General features: G+C 55.6%; 22 protein-coding genes. All 22 read right to left on the reverse strand.

Going from position 1 to position 24,120, the window contains the following annotated elements; translation table 11 throughout:
• Positions 1-139: 139 nt before the first annotated feature.
• Complete coding sequence (locus BR83_RS0103570) at positions 140-694, reverse strand: CBS domain-containing protein (protein ID WP_027355916.1); 555 nt, start codon at positions 692-694, stop codon at positions 140-142.
• A gap of 41 nt (positions 695-735) precedes the next feature.
• A complete protein-coding gene (locus BR83_RS0103575) occupies positions 736-2,388 on the reverse strand; it encodes an IS1634 family transposase (RefSeq protein WP_027355917.1) in 1,653 nt (550 codons plus the stop codon).
• A gap of 367 nt (positions 2,389-2,755) precedes the next feature.
• On the reverse strand, positions 2,756-4,270 hold the full coding sequence (locus BR83_RS0103580) for an SLC13 family permease (protein ID WP_084327052.1): 1,515 nt from the start codon (positions 4,268-4,270) through the stop codon (positions 2,756-2,758).
• 54 nt (positions 4,271-4,324) lie between these two features.
• Positions 4,325-4,912 carry an indolepyruvate oxidoreductase subunit beta gene (locus BR83_RS0103585; RefSeq protein ID WP_027355919.1) on the reverse strand — a complete coding sequence of 196 codons (588 nt, stop codon included), beginning with the start codon at positions 4,910-4,912 and terminating at the stop codon, positions 4,325-4,327.
• Positions 4,905-6,677 (reverse strand): indolepyruvate ferredoxin oxidoreductase subunit alpha, encoded by a 1,773-nt coding sequence (gene iorA, locus BR83_RS0103590; RefSeq protein ID WP_027355920.1) that lies wholly within the window; start codon positions 6,675-6,677, stop codon positions 4,905-4,907. Before iorA ends, BR83_RS0103585 begins: the two co-directional genes overlap by 8 nt.
• 69 nt (positions 6,678-6,746) lie before the next feature.
• Entirely contained in the window at positions 6,747-8,057 is a 1,311-nt protein-coding gene (locus BR83_RS0103595) for a phenylacetate--CoA ligase family protein (RefSeq protein ID WP_027355921.1), read from the reverse strand.
• A complete protein-coding gene (locus BR83_RS0103600; RefSeq protein WP_027355922.1) occupies positions 8,054-9,574 on the reverse strand; it encodes a sodium:solute symporter family protein in 1,521 nt (506 codons plus the stop codon). Before BR83_RS0103600 ends, BR83_RS0103595 begins: the two co-directional genes overlap by 4 nt.
• A 124-nt stretch (positions 9,575-9,698) precedes the next feature.
• Positions 9,699-10,955 (reverse strand): aminotransferase class I/II-fold pyridoxal phosphate-dependent enzyme, encoded by a 1,257-nt coding sequence (locus tag BR83_RS0103605; protein ID WP_027355923.1) that lies wholly within the window; start codon positions 10,953-10,955, stop codon positions 9,699-9,701.
• Positions 10,956-11,006: 51 nt separating this feature from the next.
• On the reverse strand, positions 11,007-11,492 hold the full coding sequence (locus BR83_RS0103610; protein WP_027355924.1) for an Lrp/AsnC family transcriptional regulator: 486 nt from the start codon (positions 11,490-11,492) through the stop codon (positions 11,007-11,009).
• A 362-nt stretch (positions 11,493-11,854) separates the two neighbouring features.
• Entirely contained in the window at positions 11,855-13,219 is a 1,365-nt protein-coding gene (gene ypeB / locus BR83_RS0103615) for a germination protein YpeB (RefSeq protein WP_051617830.1), read from the reverse strand.
• Positions 13,220-13,235: 16 nt separating this feature from the next.
• Entirely contained in the window at positions 13,236-13,883 is a 648-nt protein-coding gene (gene sleB, locus BR83_RS0103620) for a spore cortex-lytic enzyme (RefSeq protein WP_083543141.1), read from the reverse strand.
• Positions 13,884-14,146: 263 nt separating this feature from the next.
• Positions 14,147-15,571, reverse strand: coding sequence for a cobyrinate a,c-diamide synthase (locus BR83_RS0103625; protein WP_027355927.1), 1,425 nt, complete (start codon positions 15,569-15,571; stop codon positions 14,147-14,149).
• Between the two features lie 168 nt (positions 15,572-15,739).
• Positions 15,740-16,057, reverse strand: a complete 318-nt coding sequence (locus BR83_RS0103630; protein ID WP_027355928.1) for a TusE/DsrC/DsvC family sulfur relay protein — start codon at positions 16,055-16,057, stop codon at positions 15,740-15,742.
• Positions 16,058-16,244: 187 nt separating this feature from the next.
• On the reverse strand, positions 16,245-17,627 hold the full coding sequence (gene dsrK, locus BR83_RS0103635; RefSeq protein WP_027355929.1) for a sulfate reduction electron transfer complex DsrMKJOP subunit DsrK: 1,383 nt from the start codon (positions 17,625-17,627) through the stop codon (positions 16,245-16,247).
• 14 nt (positions 17,628-17,641) lie between these two features.
• Complete coding sequence (locus BR83_RS0103640; RefSeq protein ID WP_027355930.1) at positions 17,642-18,448, reverse strand: respiratory nitrate reductase subunit gamma; 807 nt, start codon at positions 18,446-18,448, stop codon at positions 17,642-17,644.
• A 181-nt stretch (positions 18,449-18,629) separates the two neighbouring features.
• Positions 18,630-19,727, reverse strand: coding sequence for a DVU0298 family protein (locus tag BR83_RS0103645; protein WP_027355931.1), 1,098 nt, complete (start codon positions 19,725-19,727; stop codon positions 18,630-18,632).
• Between the two features lie 18 nt (positions 19,728-19,745).
• Positions 19,746-19,991, reverse strand: coding sequence for an FmdB family zinc ribbon protein (locus tag BR83_RS16595; protein WP_084327054.1), 246 nt, complete (start codon positions 19,989-19,991; stop codon positions 19,746-19,748).
• Positions 19,964-20,638, reverse strand: a complete 675-nt coding sequence (locus BR83_RS15005; protein WP_051617837.1) for a tetratricopeptide repeat protein — start codon at positions 20,636-20,638, stop codon at positions 19,964-19,966. Before BR83_RS15005 ends, BR83_RS16595 begins: the two co-directional genes overlap by 28 nt.
• A 113-nt stretch (positions 20,639-20,751) precedes the next feature.
• The gene (locus tag BR83_RS0103660; RefSeq protein WP_242655885.1) at positions 20,752-21,048 is read right to left on the reverse strand and encodes a dissimilatory sulfite reductase D family protein; all 297 of its coding nucleotides are present in this window, start codon (positions 21,046-21,048) and stop codon (positions 20,752-20,754) included.
• Between the two features lie 20 nt (positions 21,049-21,068).
• Complete coding sequence (gene dsrB, locus BR83_RS0103665) at positions 21,069-22,256, reverse strand: dissimilatory-type sulfite reductase subunit beta (RefSeq protein WP_027355933.1); 1,188 nt, start codon at positions 22,254-22,256, stop codon at positions 21,069-21,071.
• Positions 22,257-22,276: 20 nt separating this feature from the next.
• Positions 22,277-23,692 (reverse strand): dissimilatory-type sulfite reductase subunit alpha, encoded by a 1,416-nt coding sequence (dsrA, locus tag BR83_RS0103670; protein WP_083543138.1) that lies wholly within the window; start codon positions 23,690-23,692, stop codon positions 22,277-22,279.
• 122 nt (positions 23,693-23,814) lie between these two features.
• Positions 23,815-24,000, reverse strand: coding sequence for an ATP-binding protein (locus BR83_RS0103675; protein WP_027355935.1), 186 nt, complete (start codon positions 23,998-24,000; stop codon positions 23,815-23,817).
• Positions 24,001-24,120 lie beyond the last annotated feature (120 nt).

A 24,120-nucleotide genomic window follows, 5' to 3' on the forward strand; every position in this document is an offset into this window, starting at 1 on the left:
CCGTACCGCCCATCTCACCCCCTCTCCTTTTGGCACCACAACCTGTGGTGACAAGATCCGAAAACCCACGGCTGTTTGCCGGCCGGTTACTGCAGTCCAGCTTGTGAAATGTTTCACTAGACTGGGTAAATAATTGTCACTACCCCGTAATGTTAAGGCTTCCTTTCCGGCGGAAGCGGTCTGCAAAAATAACCTTGCCCCGTCCGCATTTAACTTCCAGTTCGCGTACAATCTCAGCAAATATTTCCTTCATCCCTACCACCCCCACCAGCCGGTCCCCTTCCCAGACGGGTACCGGTTCCTGTGCGTTTCTGATAATAACGTGAGCGGCCCTGAGCGCGCTGTCCTGAACTTTAAGCTGGCGCGAAACGGGTACCATGATCTCCCTGGCCGCGCGTCCGGCCAGGTCTGCACAGCGCTCCTGAAAGCAACCTGCCAGCAGCACCGGTTCCGTCCACTCCGGGTTGACGACCCAGCCGCCATACGCATCCTTCTTAAACGCCACCGGGTTCAACCCGCGGAGAATCTCCTTCATCCCGATCATCCCGGCAATCTTCCCATTTTCCGTGACCATAACCACCGGATATCGCCGGCTGACCTTGAGAGCTGCCACGACCTCTCTTACCATTGACTCCCCATCTACCGTGGCCAATTCCATAATGGGAACCATGAGCTCCCCAACCCTCTTTTCCACCGGGTGCACCTCCTTTCCACGGGAACAGCAGGTCGGTGTTCTCAGACCACCAGCGCCCCGGGGTCGGAAACCCCTATGGCCTGCAGGATCGCCGCCTGATTTTTTTCCACGCTGGTCACCGATTTTAACTCCACATCATCCACCCGGTTGACGGCTACCTTCACTTCTTCCAGTAATTCCAGGGCCTGGCGGGAAGTCAGGACAATGCCCGCCCGTCTCAGCAGATATTCCAGGGTTTTTTCCAGCACGGCTGCCAGCAGGCAGACAAAGATGCTGGCGGAAAGGTTGCGCTCACGGTAAAACTCCCCCGGCCGGGACTCAAAATTCCGGATTTGTTTAAAGAACTCCCCGAGCTGGTTCAGCCGGGTGTAGGAAAGCAGCAGCTCTTTACCCTCCAGCAGATCCGTGCTGGTTTCCAGAAGAAAAATCCCCGCCGTTTTTTTCTCCCGGGCTATCACATCTTCCCGGCGCCGCCAGGTCAATTCCCCGGTAGTCTCGTTAAAATGCCAGTCAATATAACGGCGGCAGTATTTATCCCTCAATATGGCAGCACTCTTGAGAAGGTTCTTTCTTCCGGCACGGTTTTCCGCAGCCAGGTTCTTTTGAAGTTTCAGCAATTCACCTTCCACCCTGGCCAGACGTTCGGTCAGAACGCCAATCTTTTCCCTTGCCGCTGCCGGGCTGTAACATACCAGGTAACGCACCCCCCCTTCCACCACTTCCCTGTACCACAGGGATTCGTCAACTTCCTTGAACCCCGCCCGGTTCTCCACCAGCTCTCGCTCACAAAGTTCCAGCTCCCATTCCGACTGCACCCTGCGGCGCACCAGGTAAGGATAACCGTGGGACATCAAAACCTCCAGGTGGGGGACGGACATCGGGCGGCGATCTCCCACAAATATGCACTGCCCGGTGCCATAAGCATCCCGCAGCCGGTGGATGATGTCCCGGAAATCCCCCTCGTCGGGTACTTCATCCAGGATCCGGCAGCCGATGGGCATTCCCTCGCGGCTGACCATGATCCCCAGGTAGACGAGCAGTTCCTCCTGCGGCAGCTGTAAAAAGTACCGGCCATAGGCAGAATGCTGCAGCTCACCCGGAGGGGCGGGTTCAACGGTGGCCGTGGTCAGCAGGCAGAAGGCCACCTCCCGGCTGAGCCTGGTAATGGTACCCAGTCTCCGGAAAAGTTCCACTTCCAGCTTTTCCTTCACACCGGCCACACTTTCCAGCACCCTGTAAAAGTGCTGCTCCAGGAATTCCTTGCCCTGTGCCTCGGGGAAGTACAGGCACCGGTACCATTCACTGAGGGCCTGTTTATTCGGGGGATTGATAATCTGGTTTAAGGTCATCAACTCCAGGAGCAGGGCGGTATCGGGCTCAATCTTTTCACCGGAAAAAGCCGCTTCCACAGCACCCTTTACATCCAGCAGCTCCCAGATCCGGTGCAGGGCCAGCACTTCCCCGAAGCGCAGCACCTTCCGGGCTTCTATGCTGGCAGGCCGCCGCTGGACGCCGCAAATACGGGCCAGGCCGTTAATTAATCCCTCCACCTTTTCCGGCGTCAGGTTCTCCAGGTTGCCCAGGTTGGCGATTACCCTCTGCTTAACCTTATTTCCTTCCCGGTAGTTTTCAATAAGCTTTAAGTACGTGTACTCCTTTCCCCCGCTGCGGCTGGTAACTTTCCGGAAGAACACGGGATATCACCCCCAAGTCAACCCGGCTGAGCAGTATATGTGCCTTACCAGTACCGGGCCGGCACCCGGCGCCGGGGTTTTTTGTCACCACGCCATAACGCGTTTATGCAGGCTTGTTATATTATTCACATGCACGTTTAGTCCCTACCCTTGTTTTTCTGTAACCGGCCTGCAATCCGGTCTTCCCCGGTATTTTCACCACGCATGTACACTACGTTTTTCACCAGTAACCCTGGTTGTGCATATATTCACATTCGTTTTTTATACCCTTTCCTTGTTATAAAAGTATAGCACAGGCCATCGATTTGTGCAATAAATCACTAAGTAATTTTCCAAAGCTGCAATTTTCTGAAAAGTCCATCCCGCCCTACCACAGCCCCAGAATTCTCCACCAGAAATTGCCAAGCAGGGTTACGGTAAGGAGCAAGGAAACCAGAAAGAGCACTCCGCCGGCTTTTAAAAAATCCCGGGCCTGCAAATATCCCGGGCCGTAAACTATGGCGTTGGCAGGGGTGGCAATGATCAGGAGATAAGAAAAGGCCGAGGCCAGGGAGGTAGATACACCGATTACCAGGGGAGAGGTCCGGGAAAGTTCGGCCACCTTCAAAAAGATGGGACCGAGGGCAGCCACCGTTGGCCCGTCGGCCATGGTATTGGTTACCAGGGCGGTTACCGTGGCGGTAACCGCCAGCAGCGAGAGGCCCTGGCTCACCTCGGCTACCTCCGCCAGGTGCAGGAACTGCCCGGCCAGCCAGGAAGCAGCCCCGGTTGAAATGAGCGTTTTACCCATGGAGATGGCCCCGGCATAAAGCAGGACCACCCCCCACTGCGTTTTTTGCTGCAGGTAGCTCCAGTCGACCAGGTGCAGGACCACTGCCAGCAGTATGCCCGTCATGGCAATGGTACCCACCCCGTAGCGGTGGCTGGCGAAGATCCAGCCGACCACCACGGCCAGGAAAATAGCCAGGGCCAGCCGGGCCTGGACGGTCAGGGGGCCACTGGCTTCCATTTCCTCCCTGATAGCCTGCACGATACCGGAAAGGTCCTTGACCTCCGGGGTGAAGAGGTTCAGCAACCAGTAGCTGACCACGGGAATCATGACCAGCGTGAAGGGCATAACCATGAGCATCCATTGCCCGTAACCAATGTTTATATTCAGGCTGCTCAGCAGGCCCAGCATCAAAGCATTGCGGGCACCCCCGGAAGGTGCGGCAACGCTGCCGATCATCACCCCGTAGGCAATGGAGAGCATGACCAGCTTGGCCAGGTTGGGCACCTTTTTATATCCGCCGCTCAGGGAAACAATTCCCACCCCGATGGGAAGCATGATCATTACCGCAGCATGTTCGGTGATAAAACCGGCGCTAAAAGCACAGAAGGCCACAATTCCCAGGATAACCCTTTCAATGCGGGTGCCGCATAGCTTGAGCACAAAGAGGGCCACCCGGTTGTGAATGTTATATTTCATCAGCATGGCCCCCATCATCAACACGCCCATGATGAAAATTACAGCGTCGTCCATAAAAGCGCGGGGGGCATCCCGGAAACCGGCCAGGCCGGTGAAAACCTGGTAGCACCCGATAATAATGGCCGTTGCCGGCAGGGGAATGGCTTCCGTCAGGAAGCAGATGATGACAAAAACCCAGAGCCCCAGGGCGTACTTGCCCTCCACCGTCAGGCCCCGGGGAGCAGGCAGCAGGCAGATGAGAGCCATTACCAGCAGGGCCAGCAGGAGCCACTTTCTCTCCTTCAGCAGTCCTCTGATGGAACCCGGGAACACGTAAAAGGAGAGTTTACCCCTTCTTTTTCCCTGCTGGTCGGGCCCGGCCACAGCATCCCTTTTCCGGTAATCATCCAGGTTAAAAATTTTCCGCTTACCCATATCTCGACCCCGGCCGCTTTGCCGCAGATTCCCGCATCCCGTTTAAGTAAACGACTAGAGAGTATAACCGCTCTGGAAGGCGGCCCGGTTGACCTCCAGGTAGCGGGCGGGAACGCAGGCCTCCAGGGCATTCATCCAGTACGAAAGGGGGATGGACATCCTCCTGGCCAGGCTGCCCAGGAGTACCACATTTGCCGCCCGGCTGTTGCCGCATTCCAGTGCCTTCTGCAGGGCGTCCACCATTATGGTCCTGGCCCTGCGGGAAAGGTGGGCCGGTATGTTTTCCGGGTACCGGGACATACCGGCCAGTACCGGTACGGGATAAATGACCTGGCTGTTAACAATAATGGTACCCGTATTTTTTACGTAGTTCACCCAGCGCAGGGCTTCCAGCTGTTCGAAAGCCAGGATTACATCAGCTTCCCCTTCGGGTATAAGGGGGGAATAAACCTTTTCCCCCAGGCGGACCTGGGTGACCACACTCCCCCCCCGCTGGGCCATGCCGTGGATTTCCGAAACCTTAATATCATACCCGGCCGCTCTGGCGGCATGAGCCAGGATCCTGCTGGCCAGAATAATCCCCTGGCCTCCCACCCCGACCATCAGTATATCCACCGGTAAACGAGCCGCTTCTTCAGTCATTGTTTTCTCCCCCTTCTTTCAGGGCGCCAAAACGGCACACCTGGACACAGAGGCCACAGCCGTTACAGGTTATGGCTTCCACCGCCGCCTTTTTATCCTGTACGGAAATGGCCGGGCAACCCAGCTTGAGGCAGCTCCTGCAGCCGGTGCAGGCTTCCCGGTCCACCATAACCGGCGGCCGTTTCTCCCTGTGCAGCAACGCGCAGGGCCGCCGGGCAATGATCACCGACGGGGCCCCGCAGGCCACCTCTTCCTGAATGGCCTGCGTCAATTCCGCTACTTTCAGCGGGTCCACCACCCTTACCCGGCTGACCCCCAGCGCCCGCACCAGCGCTTCCAGATCCACCGCGGGTGCAGGTTCTCCCATCAGCGTTTTACCCGTACCGGGATGCTCCTGGTGGCCGGTCATGGCCGTGGTACGGTTATCCAGTATGATTACCGTACCCTGGCCGCCATTGTACACCATGTTCAGAAGACCCGTGATACCGGAGTGGAAAAAGGTGGAGTCGCCGATAACGGCTACAGTACGCCGGGACAGGGTAGAATCGGCCAGCTCACAGCCATGGGCCATACCAATGCTGGCCCCCATACAGACACAGGTATCCATCCCTTCCAGGGGGGGCAGGCCGCCCAGGGTGTAGCAGCCGATATCTCCGGTAACCAGCAGTTTTAATTTATGCAGCACATAGAACACTCCCCGGTGGGGACAACCGGGACAGAGTACGGGCGGGCGCCCGGGAACCGGGGGCAGTTCCCGGGGAGGGGAAGCAGCCCCTTCCTCTTTATCCGGCGCGGGCACCGGTAACCCGGCTGCCACCGCCCTGCTCCGGATGAGACCCGGGGTGAACTCGTTCCAGGCGGGGAATATTTTCTTGCCTGTCACTTCCAGGCCCAGGCCCCGGACGAAATCTTCCAGATAGGGATCCAGCTCTTCCACCACCACAAGTTTTTCCACACCGGCAGCAAACTGGCGGATAAGACCTTCCGGCAGGGGGTGGGTCATCCCCAGCTTGAGTATGGATACTCCCGGCATGGCTTCCCGTACGTACTGGTAGCTGACACCGCTGGTGATCACACCCACCCGGCGATCGCCCCAGGTAATAAAGTTAACCGGCGTGGTTTCCGTGTAAGCTTTAAGCCTTTGCACCCTTTCTTCCAGGGACTGCCGGCGCAGGCGCCCGTAAGCAGGTACCATGAGCCACTTTGGGGCATCTTTCCGGTACGGCTTTAAAGGTATTTCCTTACGTTCCTTCACTTCCACCAAACTCTGGGAATGGGCCACCCTGGTGGTCGTGCGCAGCATTACGGGCAGGTCGAAATCTTCACTCACCTGCAGGGCCAGCCCCACCATGTCCAGGGCTTCCTGGCTGTCCGAGGGTTCAAACATGGGTATCCGGGCAAAGCGGGCGTAAAAGCGGTTATCCTGTTCATTTTGCGAGCTGTGCATCCCCGGATCATCGGCCGATACCAGCACCAGCCCGCCATTTACACCGGTATAGGCTGCCGTCATCAGGGGGTCGGCAGCCACGTTCACGCCCACGTGCTTCATGGTTACCAGCACCCGGGCACCGGCCAGGGAGGCCCCCAGGCCCACTTCCAGGGCCACTTTCTCATTGGGGGCCCACTGGGCCTTAATCCCCGGATAACGGGAAAAATTCTCCAGTATTTCCGTGCTGGGTGTGCCGGGGTAACCAACTCCCACTGTTACGCCGTTTTCGTAGGCTCCCCGGGCAATTGCTTCGTTACCCGTCATCAGTTCTTTCATGTTCTACCTCCATCATTTATAGCCTGTTTCTCTGGAGTAAGCATGGCAGCTATTCCCGGAGAAACGCTTTTAAACCTTTCCTTCCGCGCGCCGCCTGTCGATAATCCGCCTGGCCTTGCCCTGGCTGCGCTCAATGGAGTGCGGTTCCAGCAGGCGCACCCGCGGGTTGATGGAGAGCACCGTCTGGAGGCGGCGGCGGATTTTCTCCTCGAGAGCTTCCAGGTCCCGGAAGCTCCCGGTAAAGAACTCTTCCGTCATTTCCACCTGGACCTCCAGGTAATCCAGGTAGCCCCTTTTATCCACCACAATTTGATAATGGGGTGAAACCCCCTCCACCTCGATTAAAACGCTTTCAATTTGCGAGGGGAAAACGTTTACCCCGGAAATGATCAGCATGTCATCGGTACGCCCGGTGACCCGGCGCAGCCGGGCGCTGGTGCGCCCGCAGGCACAGGGCTCGGGATTGATGACGGAAATATCCCGGGTGCGGTAACGAATTACCGGCAATGCTTCCTTGGTCAGGGTGGTAATTACCACTTCACCCTCCTGACCGTAATCCAGGGCTTCCCCGGTTTCCGGATCGACAATTTCCACCAGGAAATGATCCTCGGCTATATGCATCCCCTGCTTTAAACCGCACTCGCCGCACACCCCGGGTCCCATTACCTCCGACAGGCCGTAATTATCGGTGGCTTTCATACCCCACATTTTTTCCAGCTCCCGGCGCATTTCCTCACTCCAGGCTTCGGAACCAAACAGGCCCAGCCTGACCTTCAACCCGGCAGGATCAATGCCCATGGAACGGGCGGTCTCCCCCAGGTGCAGGGCGTAGGAAGGGGTTCCCACCAGCACCGTGGTACCAAAATCCTTCATCAGCATGATCTGCTTTTCACTGTTGCCCACGGAGGAAGGAACTATGGTGGCGCCCACCTTCTCCAGCCCGTAATGAAGTCCAAAAGCGCCGGTGAACAGGCCGTAACCAAAGGTAATCTGCACCACGTCATCGCTGGTGACCCCGGCCTGGGTAACTATCCTGGCCACCAGCTCGGACCAGATTTCCAGATCTTTTCTGGTGTATCCCACCACAATGGGCTTTCCCGTGGTTCCGGAAGAGGCATGCAGCCGGACCACATCCTTCAGCGGAACAGCAAAGAGCCCGTACGGGTAGTTATCCCGCAGGGCTGCTTTGGTAGTAAAAGGAAATTTCTGGATATCCTCCAGGCTGCGCAGGTCCTCTGGCCTCACGCCGTGAGCATCAAATAACTGGCGGTAGTAAGGTACCCGCTGGTAGACACGGTGCAGCACCTCTTTTAACCGCTGTAGCTGCAGGGACCGGAGTTCTTCCCTGTCCATGCATTCGTGCCTGTGATCCCAGATCATGAACTCTCCACTTCCTTGCATTTAAGTAATGTCTGCCTTTTTACAGCTTCATCCCGACCAAAGGCCCTTTCCACCACCTCGACCGGCAGGGGACGGGTAACCAGGCTGATCACCGGCACCACCAGCAGGGGGATAAGCATGGACAGCGACCCCACCAGGGGGATAACCGCCGCATCAAGCCGGTAATAGAGGGAGAGGATTACCGAACAGCCCAGCCCGCTTATTGTGCCGGCCCAGGCCCCTGCAGGCGTGGTACCCCGCCAGAAAAGACCGTAGATGTAGGGAGCCAGGAAAGCTCCGGCCACCGTACCCCAGGATATGGCCATTAAGCTTAAAATAATAGCCGGCTTGACCAGGGCGATGATCAGGGAAAGAGCTATGAAAAGGCAGCATAATAAGCGCATAATGAGTACACCGTGCTTTCTAGCCCATCCTGGCTTCAAACTCTGCACCAGATCTATGGAAATTGCTGAACTGCTCACCAGCACCAGGGAAGACAGGGTGGACATGGATGCCGAAAGCACCAGAAGAAGAATAAGGGTAGCCCCCAGCTCGGGAAGGGTGCTGTGAATGAGAATTGGCATGAGCATATCGGGGGTTGGCTTGCCGGTGGCCGGATCCACGGGTAATTTATCAAAGAACAGGTGTGTAAGAGAACCGGTAAAATAGGCCCCAAAGGTGATTACCAGGGCGAAAATAGTGGAAACCACCATGGCGGGGGGAATGGCCCTTTCGTCCCTGATGGCGTAGAACTTCTGGATCATTTGAGGCAGCCCCCAGGGCCCGAGACTGGTTAGAACAACCAGGGCAGCCAGCGGCAACCACTGCCCCCCGGGCCCGGCCGGGCTGACCAGGCCGGGGTTAATTGCCGCCAGCCTTTCAAGCCCCTGCACTATTCCCCCCACCTGGGGAGCCCCCAGGACATAATAGAGCAGCATGCCCACCCCGGCCAGCATAACCGTACCCTGGATTACATCCGTCAGGGCTACAGCCCGGTAACCACCCATAACCAGGTACAGGGCCGTCAGCAGGCACATCAGTAAGGCAGCATACAGGTAAGGCAGGCCAAATATCTGGTTAAATAAATAACTCAAACCCATGAAGACGGATGCTGAATAGGGTACCAGGAAGATGAATATAATCAGGGCTCCGTATATTTTCATGGCCCGGCTTTGATAGCGGGCTTCCAGGAATTCCGGCATGGTCATGGCTCCCAGCCGGGCGGTCATGAGCCGCGTCCGCCTGGCCAGAACCAGCCAGGCCAGCAGGCTCCCCACCAGGGTGTTGCCCACTACAATCCACAGGGCGGCCATGCCGTATCCCCAGCCCACCTTGCCGGCATAACCGATAAAAATCACCGCTGAAAAATATGTGGTCCCGTACGCAAAAGCGGAAAGCCAGGGACCCATGTTCCTTCCGCCCAGAAAGAAATCTCCCACCGTCCGGTTACGACCCATACTGCAGTACCCGCTGTAAAGAAGGACACCCACAAAAAGACACAGTAGCAATATTTTCATTCCTGCCGTCCTCCCATCCTGCTTTTTTTAGCGCCACCAGCCTACTGGTGACATGTTCAGACATATTTTATTCTACGCCGGAAGCTCTATTCCTGCCCCGATTTTAATTCGGGGCTATCTTTTCTCAGGAACGGGCGCTCCCGGCCGCATTCATGCCGGCCCCCCGGGGTAAAAGGGGCCTGGTTGAGGTGGAAATTACCCGCGGCCGGACACCCAGCCGGCGCACAAACTGGGCCATGCGTCGCAGGGCTTCTCCCAGATCTTCCAGGGAAGCGGCGTATGAACAGCGCACGAAGCCCTCACCGCTGGAGCCGAAGGCATTTCCAGGAACCACGGCCACCTTTTCTTCCTGGAGCAGAACTTCAGCAAACTCCTCTGAAGATAAACCGGTAGCCCTGATCTCCGGGAAGGCATAAAAAGCTCCCCTGGGCTCAAAACAGGGCAGGCCCATGTCCTTGAAAGCATGGATAACCACGTGACGCCGGCGGTTATACTCGCGGATCATCCGCTCCATGGCCGGCCGGCCATTTTTCAGTGCCTCCAGGGCGGCCATTTGAGCGGTAATGGGGGCACAGAGCATGGTATACTGGTGGATCTTGGTCATGGCGGCGATAAAATCCGGGTTGCCGCAGGCGTAACCTATCCTCCAGCCCGTCATGGCGTAAGATTTGGAAAAGCCGTTTAAAAGTATGGTGCGTTCCTTCATGCCCGGCAGGCTGGCCACACAGGTATGCTGTCCTTCATAGGTTAATTTGTCATATATTTCATCTGAAATAACAATCAGGTCGTGAGCCCTGACAATCTCCATAATTTCCCGCAGGTTTTCCCTGGACATTACCGCTCCGGTGGGGTTGTTGGGGTAACACAGCACAAGGAGTTTGGTGCGTGGCGTAATAGCTGCTTCAACCTGGTGGGCATGCAGGGAAAAGCCTTCCTCCATGGTCGTGGGCAGGGGAACCACCTTCCCGCCGGCCAGCATCACCGTCGGGGCATAAGAAACGTAGGACGGTTCCGGGATGAGCACCTCATCCCCGGGGCTCACCAGCGCCCTTAAAGCCAGGTCCAGGGCCTGGCTCACCCCCACCGTAACCAGGATCTCCTTCCGGGGGTCATAGGTCACGCCGTAGCTGCCGGCCAGATCGCGGGCAATGGCACAGCGCAACTCCAGGAGGCCGCTGTTGGATGTATACATGGTATATCCCTTTTCCAGGGAATAAATGCAGGCTTCCCGGATATGCCAGGGTGTGACAAAGTCCGGTTCTCCCACGCCCAGGGAAATAACCCCCCTGGTTTCAGCCACCATATCGAAAAAGCGGCGAATTCCCGATGAAGGAATGTTCCTTACCACAGGGTTGATCCGCTCACACCAGGCTTCGTTCATCCACGTCTTCCTCCCCGCTCTTTCTATTAACATTTTTCCGCTTTATTTTTCTTACGGCGTGATCATCAGCCGGCGATCTTCCTCGCCATCGTCCACAATAACGCCGTCCTGCTTGTATGTTTTCAGCACGAAATGGGTGGTGGTGCTGACCACGCCTTCAATGGTGGCCAGTTTGGTGGCCACAAAATTACTTACTTCCCGCATGGTGCGCCCTTCAATGAAAACGGCCAGGTCATAAGCTCCGGACATCAAGCGAACGCTGCGCACCTCGGGAAACCGGCAAATTCTCCTGGCCACAGCGTCAAAACCCACGTCCCGCTGGGGTGTTATGCGCACCTCAATCATGGCCGAAACCTTCTCCTCGCCCGCTTTTTCCCAGTTCACCAGGGTCATGTACTTTAATATCGTCTTGTTTTCTTCAAGTTCCTTGATGGCCCGGCGTACACTGGCGGGATCGGACTGCAGCATGACGGCAATTTCTTCCGGCGTTACTCTAGCATTGTTTTCCAGTATCTCGAGCAATTCCAGTTTATTCACCAGCTCACCCCTCTACCCGGCCTGTCTTTTTAAATCGAAAGGGCTCTCGCCCCAATGGGACGAGAGCCCGGTCTCGCGGTACCACCCACCTTGGCCGCCAGCACGAAAACAGGCGACCCTCTCACGGCCCGGTAACGGCGGGCTGCCGGGAGGACATACTCGGTAGTTTCACCTTTCGGTCCCCGGCTCCGGGGCGGCACGGGCACTTTCCCAGCCGGGCTTGCACCCTCCCCGGCTCGCTGGTCTGGTACAGGTACCCTTCTTCCCCTTCATGGCCATACTGCCATATTAAGTTAAGTTAAATACTAGCATGTGTTTCAGCTGCTGTCAACAGGTAATTATTTTTAGGGCGGAGCCCGATGCTAGAGAGTCAATATGCCTTCCGGATTCCGCACCACCCGCAGGACCTGGACCTCACTGCCATCCAGGGCATCAATATAAACAAGGAAAAGATCCCTGTCCAGGTGGGCCTGGAATTCATAGGCCAGTTTTTCCCTGTCCGGCGGTACGGGTATGAGGACCAGCCGGCCGCCCTTTATCTCTTTGAGCCTGGGGTTGAGCTTCTGTCTTGCTTCCTGAGGTCCAATCCGGGGGCGGGGAAGCTCACGCCTGCTGTGATTCATGAGGTAGCTCGATGCTTCTATTCCCATAATCTGGCCGTTATCCAGGGCCACGGAAACTTTTATCTGATCCGGGTAAAGAACTACCTGTTCCTGGGTGGCTGCGAAATTGAACACGGCAAGCCCGTTTTGCTTCTCATAGTAAACCGGCACCATGTCCCGGTAGCCCAGTGAGACCAGATAGTCCCGGGCTTTTTGCCTGGCCTTTTCCATGCTCCAGGTAGCATGCCCAATCCTGCGGCCACTGGCCATCCAGTTCAAATGACCCCCCTGGCGGGTAATGGCCACTGTTACCGGCACACCGCCCTTCCTTAAAGGGCGCAGTTCCACCAGATATGAAGGGATTTTTCCCCGGGATTCCCCCACCCGTTCCACCACATACCTGCCCCGATCCCCGGTTACCTCCAGCGCTCTGGCCCGGGCTTTCTCCCTGCTGATGTTTTCCCCGGTGACTCCCCGGGCTACTCTTTTTCCCAGGTGATCGGAAAAGGGCCCGTCATAGATCAGGGTGGGGAAGTTTTCCATATGTTTCTCAATAGCCTGAAAGCTGGTATTGGCCAGGCGCGGCCCCTCACGGCCCAGGGTGCGCCTGCTCTCCCGCGCCAGCTCGCTCAGATAAAGCTGGCCCGAAGCTATACGGCTTTGTAGTTCGTGCAGGGCCAGGTTCAGGTCGGCGGATTGCTGGTAGAGGCGCTTGATAGTCTCCCACTGCTGGCCGGACTCCAGTTCTCCCCTGACTGCCTGCTGCATTAATGAGTGGGCATAATCTCCCACCTGGGTCAGGAATTTGGATGTGCGCCCGGTCAGGGCATCGGTTACCGGCAGCTGGTTTAAATTCGCCTGGGCCGCCATGGCCCGCTGCCAGAGTTCCATTAGGAAGGTGCTCTGCGCTTCCGGTGTTCCGGCCACCAGACTTTTGGAAAGCAGCACTTCCATATTCTGCACGTTTTCCGTCAGGTCATACAGGGCCCGGTAATACTTGTTATTCAGGGCCGTTTCCAGACGCTGGCGTACAGTAAACTGCTGGTAGCCCCAGTACCCCAGAGCACCTGCCAGTACTACGCCGGCAGCCAGTATCCAGAGCCAGTGTTTTTCCCTTATCTCCACACTCCCCAACCTCCCCTTAACGGGCAAAGATGTGACGGCCAATCTGGGTGACGACGTCCCGGGTCCAGATCCACGGGTTCACCGGCTTGGCAGGGTTCCAGAAGTACAGGCAGCCACCCGTGGGATCCCAGCCGCACATGGCCATCATGGCAGCCTGCAGGGATTCCTCGCTTACCGGGCGATTATACTGGCCGTTACTCACCGATTCAAAGGCGTGGGGCTGATAGATAACCCCGGCCAGGCTGTTGGGAAAGGCCGCGCATCTGGTACGGTTCAAAATCACCGCCCCCACGGCCACTTTTCCTAATAACGGTTCGTCGGCGGCTTCTCCTTCAATAACCCTGGCCAGCAGGTAGACCTCGTCCCTGTTGGTTACTCCCCGGGAAACGCCTGCTGGCTCCCCCGGTGGTGACGCTGCGGGCGCCGGGGAAAATCCCAGTGCGGCCCATGTTTCGGGCCCCACCGTACCATCGGGAACCAGGCCGTTATTTAACTGAAAATTAACCACCGCCTGCTGAGTTTCGTTGCCGTAAAAACCGTCCACCGGGCCGTTGTAATATCCCCATTCCTTCAGGCGCTGCTGCACCCTGATGACGTCCTCACCGCTCAGCCCCCAGTACAGGATGCGTTCCTGAGCATGTGTTTGTCCGGTAAGGGCTGACATACCGGCAGCCAGGACGGCCAGGGTTATGGCTATCAAAATGGACCGGCGGAGATAATCGCCCCCCGCTTTCACCCCGCCCCAACCCCCTTCCCTGTGATGAATCCGACCTTAAATTCCCTTTTTAGTATGAGCCGGGGCCGGTAGAAATATGAGCGGAAGCGGGAAAATTTAAAGGTATTTTCCTCTGCCCCGCTCGCCTAATAAAAAGCGGGGCGCCGCAGCTTACCGGCTGCGGCGCCCCATGCCTCTCCCTTCCCCGCTTTCTATATATTGCCCATCCCCCGATGGGCCCGCCACTGCCGGGCCCGTTCCACCAGCGCTTCCGCCCACCGGGGCGTGGCCAGGGCGTGAATGTGATTGTAGGACGCCAGGACATTCCTGTATACGACGCCGTCCCTTTCACCGTCAATACCACTGCCCCGCAAAACCCTGTAGGCAAAACGAACATCCCGGTCCACGTTCACCAGGCGGGAATGGTGAAATTCATGTCCCTTGATCACACTCCCGGCTGGGAAAAAGGGGTTTTCCCCGGTTACTTCCACCACTTCATAACCGTGACCGCAGGGCCTGTCTTCCATCACCACATCAAAGGGCAGGGCACCACACATGCGGTAGGAACGGCCCTGCCAGAATATCTGCCGGCCCAGGTACATTAACCCCCCGCACTCGGCATAAACCGGCAACCCCGCCTCAACAGCCCGGAGTACCGATTTGCGCAGCCCTTCATTGGCCTCCAGCTGGCCGGCAAATACCTCGGGAAAACCGCCCCCAATATAGAGCGCGTCTACCTGCGGCAAATCCGGATCCCGCAGGGCATCGATATATACCAGCCTGGCTCCAGCCTCCTGCAACGCCTCCAGGTTTTCAGGATAATAAAAGGAGAAGGCCCGATCGCGAAATACACCAATTACCGGTTTGTTGTCCGGCATTCCATCATCTGGAGCATCCCCCCCGGCTGCCATCTCCAGGGGTGGAGCCTGGCGGGCGACAGCCAGGATGCCTTCAAGATCCAGGCATTCCCGGGCCACCCGGGCAATCTCCTCCAGCGCCTGTTCCAGTTCGTCCCGCTCCCCGGCGGGTACCAGCCCCAGGTGGCGATCCGGTATCACCATTTTTTTACCCTTCGGAATAACCCCCAGCACCGGGATCCCGCAGTACTTTTCCAGGGCACCGCGCAACATTTGTTCGTGACGGCGGCGGGCAACCCGGTTTAAGACAACTCCGGCCACCTTTATCCGGGGGTCGAAGCGCATGAAACCCTGCACCAGGGGTGCCACGCTACGGGTCATCCTGGTGGTATCCACAACCAGAATAACCGGTGCAGCAATGATCCTGGCTATTTCCGCGGTGCTACCGCTACCCTCCAGATCCACGCCGTCAAAAAGGCCCATGGCACCTTCCACCACGGCCATATCGGCATCACGGCTGTGGCGCAGGAGCGAATACCGGATGGTTTCTCCGGACATGAGATAACTGTCCAGGTTACGGCAAGCCCGGCCGGCCACACGGCTGAGCCAGCCCGGATCGATAAAATCCGGCCCCTTTTTAAAAGGCTGCACCACCAGCTTTAAATGACGAACCAGAGCAGCCAGCAGGCCAATTGTTACCGTGGTCTTTCCCGAGCGGCCCCGGGGTGCACCAATCACCAGGCGAGGTATGCATTTGTTACCGTTCTTCCTATCTTTCATCGCGCCAGTATCACGCCTTTCGCCTCGCACCCCGTACAGGAAGGATGGGCACAGTCATAAGCTCCACTGCCGCATCTCACTGCTTAAGCCTGTGCCCCGAAAAGGAAGAACATAAAGGTTGGTCGCCCTTCGGGGCGACCTTCAAATAAGTGTAGAAAACCTCATCTATTACACGCAGCCGGTGGGCTTGGGCAAGCCGGCCACTTTACAGGCACCTTTAGCCGGACCAGAGGGGAACAGCTCGTAGATCTTTTTCAAGCTGAAGCCCGTCTCCTTGCAGAGTTTGCGGATCATGGGGGCAATCTGGAACTGCAGGTAGTAGTTACGCAGGTAATTGACTACCTTCCAGTGCTCATCGGTCAGCTCGGAGATACCTTCCTGAGCTGCCAGTGCCTTGGCCACATCTTCGTTCCACAGGTTCGGGTCAACAATGAACCCGTCCTCGTCCTGTTCAATTTCCACACCATTTACATTGATGGATGGCATGTGCTTAACACCTCCATTAGTTTAGCATTGTTCCAGCATTCCACAAAACCCATTTAAAAATTACATATCTTTATAAAAATTCCGGGCCAGGTGCCTGGTGCCCGTATGGAGCCTGACCACCCCCTTAAAAGAATATCACTCCTGGATAAACAAGTCAATGATTTAAGAAAACCCGTTTATTCCCAGTTTACTTCCACACCAGGGCCATACCCACAAGGTCGATCAATCCCTTAACTTCCACTCCCAGTTGATGTTCCTCGACCATGGGATACAGCTGGGCCTTACAGATGGAGCAGGGAGCGCACAGGATGCCGTTCCCATCCCTGCCCACCCCGGTGGCACGAACCTGTTCAGCCTTTTTCTGGGAGAATTTAATGCGCAGCTGGTACATTTCAGGGTCGTCAAAGAGTATGGCCGAACCGCCACCGCAACAGAAGTTGTTCTCTTTATTCGGATACATTTCTCTGAAATCGGCCACACACGCCCTGATCACCGTGCGCAGCGTTTCGGCCATGCCACAGGCCCGCACGTAGTTGCAGGGATCGTGGAGGGTTACCGGCCGGCCGATCTTGTTGGGATCCAGTTTCAGCTGGTTGGTGCGAATATAATAGGCCACCTCGTCATGAATATGGGTTATCGGCCAGCGGATGGGCAGATCAGCCATACCCGGCAGGTACATTTTCCATGCCCGCCAGCCATGGCCACACTCACCCCAGACAATCTTCTTGACGCCCAGTTTCTGGGCTGCATGCAGCAGGCGGGTGAAGTTATGGCGCATGGTATGCTGCTGGTCGAAGAGCAGGCCGAAATTACCCGCTTCTGTAATGGTACTGGGAATAGTCCAGTTGGCACCGATGTAGGTGAAAAACATCCCTGCACCCATCAAGGTATAGGGGTTGAGCAGGAAGTCGGCGGAAGAGGGCACATACATGATGTCGGCCCCTTCTTTATCCACAGGGAACTCCACATCAACACCGAACTCGTCCTTAATTTCCTCGGACAGGAATTCCAGGGTATCAACAATGGCCGGCTTGGTCAGACCGGTATGGTTGCCCGTCCTTTCCATAGCCGCCCCTACATCGGCATGAAGCTTGGGCACAATACCCAGCCAGTGGAGGATCTGGCGCCCAATCATGGTTACCTCACAGGTGTCAATGCCAAAGGGGCAGACATGGGCGCAGCGCCGGCACTCATTGCACTGGTAAAAGTAGGAGTACCACTGCTCGATGATATCCAGGTTGAGGTCTTCCGCCCCCACCAGCTTGCCGAACCAGCGCCCTTCCAGGGTGAAATAACGGCGGTATATTTTGCGGATCAGCTCCGCCCGGTTGGTGGGAATGTTGTTGGGATCCCTGGTTCCCAGGTAAGTATGGCAGTTTTCGGCGCACAGGCCGCATTTCACGCATGACTCCATGGCCAGGACGAAAGAGCGAAATTTTTTGCGCATCTCGTCGAGATACTGGATGGCCTTTTCAACCTTCTGGTCATCGGGCACCGGCTCGATGTGTATCCGGCGCATATCCTCGGCTGTAGCTTTTACCGGCATTTTCCAACCCTTATATTCTGGCAACTGTTACACCCCCTCTAAGCCACGTCTGTGCTGCCGGCGGACGGAAGGCCGGTTCCCCTGGCCCGGGCAGCAGCCACGTCCACATTGGGCAGCCCGGGGGCCGGCTCCTTATAAATCCGGTTTTCAATCCAGCGCATGCCAAACATGCCAAACAGGTGCATCAGCTTGCTGAAGGGCAGGATCATAATTAAAATCTGCGCCAGCAGCAGGTGAAGGATAAAGAACGGGTTGCCCTCGGGGATTGCCGCCGGCTGGAACAGGATAAGGGTGGTAAAATATTCCCTCACCGGCTCGTAGTGCATACCGTACTCAGGAACCAGGCGCATGAAATTACCCAGGGATACAATAGAGATGAGTAAAAGCAACATCAGGTAGTCACTCGGATTGGATACCTGTCTTACCTTGTCAATAGCAATGCGCCTGTATAGGAGATAAAGTAACCCGGCCAGCAGGATAATTCCAAAAACCGTCCCTAATAAATTAGATAAATAGGTACTGAGCGCTTCCGAGGCACCCAGATAAACAAATTGCTTGCCCAGGAAGTAAAAGCCGACCACATGACCCCCTATTACATTGAGCAGGGCAATATGCATGGGCCAGGCGCCCACCCATAGCGGGCGGTCAAACTTGAAAACATTGTTGAAGAGCACGATTTCACGCAGGTAAATGGCTGCAACTTCTGTTTTGGTCTGGGGGAAGGGTGAAAGGGTAATATTGTGCACGATCCGCGACGCCGCCCACCGCCAGAGGCGGTAAATAACACCGATGATAAAAACGGTTACCGTTATATAAGGTAGTATTTGAGCAATAAAATAGGTCAACACTGACACCTCCTCTTTTATATCTCCCCCTCATCCCGTACCAATCTTTATCCTTCGACCTCCATTTACCCCCTCCCTTTCAACAGGTATCAGCCAGTTGCCTGTATTTAGAAAAAAAATAACTTTCACGAATGATTATTCGGCATACCTTTTGTTAATTCCTGCTCTAGGGAAAAATTACTTATATCCTGTTCATATTCTTTAACACTTCTTCTGCCAGCTGGCCAACTCTCCTGTTGCTTAACTGCCCGTCCTCATAGACAGTTATCTCCGCATTATCCCCGAGCAGCGCCTCCAGCTCCTTTTTAACCTCGGTTTCCTTCAGCGCGCCGAGAATTAAAATTGCGTATCCCCGCACTTCCGGTCTATCGTCATCCAGCAGGCTGGCAAGATGGCCGGTAAAGCCCTGCAGCAACTCCGGTTTAACAGCGGCAACTTTCCATAAAGCCCGCAGGACATCTGCCTTTAAATGCTCCTCACGTAAAAAGGGTATTAATGCTGGCAGGTAGCCGGCAAATTTATCGGGTGCGCAACTAATAATCTCACCTGCGGCATCAAGGGTCGCCCAGCTTGATGTTCCCGTATCGGACAGGGAATTGAGCAACGCCTTCAGAAATTCCGCCACCTGAGCCGGGTTCTCCCCGGCAATTATACCGGCCGCCTTGCCCGCCAGGTCGGCAGCCCGCATCCTGAGGAGGATGTCGGCGGCACAAAAAAGCCTCCTCAGCAGCCAGAGTATCTTCTGATCCCGGGAAGCGGCCTGGAGAACTTCCTCCACCCGGTAATCCTTAACCCAGGCCTCCAGTTCTTTTTTAGATATTTTTCTACAGGCAGCTTTTTCCCCTGCTTTTTCCCTGGTCCCGGTTACAGCACGCCCGCATCCCGTCACCCGCCCGGTTCCGGGCAGGCCCCTGTTCAACCTGATAAAATACAGTGCCCCGGTAATTTTTCTCCCTTCAAAAAACCCTCCCGGAATAAGCAGATGGTTTTCCGGGTCGTAATTCTCGACGATCTTTTCCCGGTAATCCCTGTCCGGAAGCAATTCCCAGGCCAGGTCCCAGTCCATGTTGCATGCAAACACCAGGGCCTCGATAAAGGCGGAACCCAGGTTGCGTCCCGATATGTCAAAAGCATATACCGCGCCGCACGGGCAGGAACCCACCGGCATACCCGGCGAACCCGCCGTGGTCACCACCTCCCGGGGCCGTTCAATGTTTTCCCCGCAGAAGGGACAAACAGGTGCCTGCACATAATCCTTTACAGGAGGTTTTCCCCTCATGTTCCACTCCCCTGTATTTTATTCGCCCGGCCCCGGTATCTCAAAGGTGGCGCAGGTACTGCCAGGACTGCAGGATTTGGTGACCACTTTTGGCGTCCCTGAACTGGAACCAGACCTGTTCACATAATTGACGCGGCTGATCACCCGCTCAAAGGAATCGGATTGACACTTGGGGCAGCGAATTTCCACTTTTTCATTGGGAATCAAAAACAGTTTTTCAAATAGATTCCCGCAGCTCAGGCATCGGAACTCGTAGATGGGCAATGGCCATTCCCCCTGTCGTGCGTGTTATTGAGATATGGTTCCATTTCTTTTAAAAATTCCGGATGGGCCTCAAAACCCAGTTCCAGAGCCTGCTTCAGGTGCTCCGCCGCCCTGTTCATGTCCCCTTTCAGGTAATAAACGTAGGCCAGGTTATTGTGGCCCAGCGAAAAGTCGGGTGCAATTTCCAGCATCTTCAGATTGGTCTCCAGCGCCCGATCCAGATCACCTTTCTGGAGGTAAGCGTTTGCCAGGTTGCACCAGGCCTGAATTATCCTGGGATTCAATTCAATTGCTTTTTGCAGAACTTCAATGGCTTCGTCGGGCTTCTCCATCTGCAGGTAGACAAAGCCCAGGTTTGCATAGCCGCGGGCGTAACGGGGTTCGATCTGCACCGCCAGGCGGTTACATTCCTCCACCTTTTCCAGGTTCCCCTGTTTAAAATAAATATAACCCAGGTTAACATAGGCTTCAAACATGCGCGTCCCATCGGCTATGGCTTCCTCAAAAAGTGTTTTTGCTTCCTCCAGCCGGCCCTGTTCCATCAGCATAACTCCCAGATTGTACTTGGCCGTGGCGCAGCCGGGGTTGCTCTGCAGCATGTTTACCTGTCTTTCCACGAAAGCGTTGGAACCACCGGAGCCCCCCATAGTATCCACCCCCTGGTTGACAAAAATTAAGGCTGCTACTCATTATGAATAGCAAGCCGTTTTGAGCCACCACAGAATATATATGCACAAAATAAATGTAACTTTGCCAGTCTTTACTGCTGTGGCTCGTCGGAAGCGCACCTTTCTTTCAAGCCGTACATGGTGGTGCTGCCGGTGGAGAAGTAAATCAAAGTACCCTCATTTACCAGCTCGCTGGCAGCCTTTTTAATTTCCCTGGCCTTGGCAGTAGGTATTTTTTCCTGAACGGCTTTTTCCATGTCTTTGAAATAAAATCTGGTCTTCTTGCTATTGCTGGCAAACTCAATTATCGCCTTTTTAATTTCTTCCACAGATAATCCCACCCTTTCCAGCTCATATATATAAGAAGTGACCTGGGCAGGCGTTTTCATTAACGCCTGCCCTGGTGCACCTAGTCGATTCCACCGGCTGCTTTGCAGACATTCCAGGCTGCTTCCGTAAACTTGAACTGGGTGCTGGTCCGGAAGGTATCGTAAGCCAGGCGGTAGTCGTCAATGAGGTGCTCGGTAAACGGAATACCGGTCTTTTCGAAGAATTTCTCCCAGCCGATACGCTCGACCCAGTCGCCCAGGCGCTCATGCTTGCGCGCGTCAGCAGCATAAACTTCCACAATCTTCTTCACGGTCTGAACCACTTCCGGGAACCGCGGGAAGTTGTTGGGCAGGTAAGCCACCACAACCTTGGAGAACTTGGGCTCGCTGACCGCGTTGGAAATCTTGCCGCCGACCAGGATAGCTACACCGTCGCCTTCCTTATCGGCAATGGGCAGGGCCGGGCACATGGTGTAGCAGTTGCCGCAGAACATGCAGCGCTCCACTTTAATCTTGAGGCTTCTCCTGCCTTCCGGAGTCTTGTCCGGCGAAATAGCGCCCAGCGGGCAGGACGAAATAACCAGCGGGAGCTCGCAGACCTGATCAATGACTTCGTGGTCCACTATAGGCGGCTTCCGGTGAATACCCAGCAGGGCGATGTCCGAACAGTGAACAGCACCGCACATGTTCAGGCAGCAGGCCACCGCTACCCGCACCTTGGCCGGCAGGGTCATACCGGTGAAGTAGTCAAAAAGCTCATCCATTACAGCTTTAACCAGGGATGAAGCGTCGGTAGCCGGGGTGTGGCAGTGCACATACCCCTGGGTGTGCACGATATTGGTGATACTTGCACCCGTGCCGCCAATGGGGAACTTGTAGCTCCCGGAAACAAACTTGCGGCTCCACAGATCCTTTTTCAGCGCCTCCACTTTCTCCTGGCTGTCCACGATAAATTCAACGTTGTTACGGGTGGTAAAGCGGACATAGCCATCGCAGTACTTGTCGGCAATGTCACAGATCTCCCGGATGTGCTGGGCCGTCATCAAACGGGGCGAACCGCAACGCACGGTGTAAACCTTGTCGCCGGTTTCAGAAACGTGTACCAGTACACCCGGCTCGAGGACTTCGTGGTAAAGCCACTTGCCGTAGTTCTTCTGGATAATGGGCGGGAAGTTTTCCCAGTAGTGACGCGGACCTATATCTGTAATCCTGTCCTTGGTCGGGTTCTGCGGGTCAAACTTACCGAATCTCCCAGTGGAAAGAGCCATCCAACAAACCCCCTTATATTTTACCTCTTGTGTCTGGCCCGGAATTCTTTAATGTCTCTAGTAAATCCACCCGGTACGTCCTCTTCCTTCCAGAAGATGTACGGGTTAGAACGCGGCGCCTTGATCATCTGCGGAGCAGGCGGCAGGCCGATTACCTCCAGGAATTTGGGCAAGCCAACACGCTGGATGAGCTCTCCAACACGCTCGCGGTTCTTACCTTCTTCCATCCAGAACTCCCAGATTCTTTCAATAACTTCTTTCACATTATCATACGGCGGCTCGGCCTTCATAAAGGGTACGATAACCTGGGCAATCTGGGCACCTTCCAGGATAGGAGCCTTGGCACCTACCAGGATGCTCACGCCAGTGTCTTTACCCGGCCTGAGAGCCTGCGGCATAACGTTAATGCAGTGCATGCAACGCACGCATTCCTTGTTGTCAATGACCAGCTTGCCGTCTTCCATCCACATGCACTGGGACGGGCAGCGGTCAATCACTTCTTTTTGAATATCAAACTTGCCCCAATCCCTGCCCCTATGGGCACCTCCCCTGGGCACAATGTCACCGGCGATGTATGCCTTTACAGCATCCTGATCGATACGGATCTCGTCACGCCAGGTGCCGATGAAGGCAATATCAGCCCGGGCGATGGAAGCAACGCAGCAGTTGGGGCAACCGTCAAACTTGAACTTAAACTTGTACGGGAAGGCCGGACGGTGCAGCTCGTCCTGGTAGTGCATGGTCATTTCATAGCACATTTCCTGGGTGTCATAGCAGGCCCATTCGCAGCGGGCTTTACCAATACAGCAGGAAGGAGTACGCAGGTTGGAACCTGAACCGCCGAGGTCCTGATCCAGCTCGTGGGTCATGTCGTAGAAAATGGGCTCCAGTTGCTCGGTGGTTGTCCCCAGCAGGATGATGTCACCCGTGGAACCGTGCATGTTGAAGAGACCGCTGCCCCGGTACTCCCACAGGTCAGCCAGGGCACGCAGGAAGTCGCTCTTATAAAACTTACTGGCTGGCTGGTTGACCCGGATGGTATGGAAATGGGCAATCCCGGGGAACTTCTCCGGAACGTCGGAGTAACGTCCGATAACACCGCCGCCGTAACCAAACACGCCCACTATACCACCGTGTTTCCAGTGGGTCTCACCATCATTAAAGGAGAGCTCCAGCTGGCCCAGAAGGTCTTCCACCACATACCGGTCGATCATCATCCGGTCATCGGCCAGCTTTCTGCGGCGCAGGGCCTCCTGCTTGGCATCTGCCACAAAGCTGGGCCAGGGACCCTTTTCCAGCTCCTCCACCTTGGGAATTTCATGCTTTATCTTAAATTCTTTCAGTTCTTCTTCGGTATAGTTATTGAGTTCGGCATCGGTATAAATCCGGAGTTCTTCATATTTCAGTGCTTTTTGAGGCCTCTTTGGTTCAAACATCAGCACGCCTCCTTTATAACCCTAAATATATCTTTCCCCTTCAGTCCATTCCAGAAATTTGCTCATTCATTCAATTGAAAAACAGGACAACCTTTCTCCTCTCACCCTCCTTTAACAATCGTTTATCTTTCCTCCAGGGTTACAGCCCCCGACGGGCAAACAGAGACACAAGTTTCGCACCCCAGGCAATCATCGGGGTTGGCCACAAATGCCTTACCATCCTTCATTTCCAGAACGCTGCCCGGGCAGGAATCCGCGCACTCGCCACAACCCTCACATTTTTCGCGGTCAACAGTTACTACGTACATAGTAATACCTCCTTATGATTTTTTAGAAATAATGGACTTGTCCTTTTGCTCACTAACCAGTCCAACAGGTTAGCAGACATCAACACTAAGTAAAATTCGCTACTTTTTAGCCTATTCCTC

Source organism: Desulfofundulus thermocisternus DSM 10259 (genome assembly GCF_000686645.1).
Taxonomy (GTDB): Bacteria; Bacillota; Desulfotomaculia; order Desulfotomaculales; family Desulfovirgulaceae; genus Desulfofundulus; species Desulfofundulus australicus.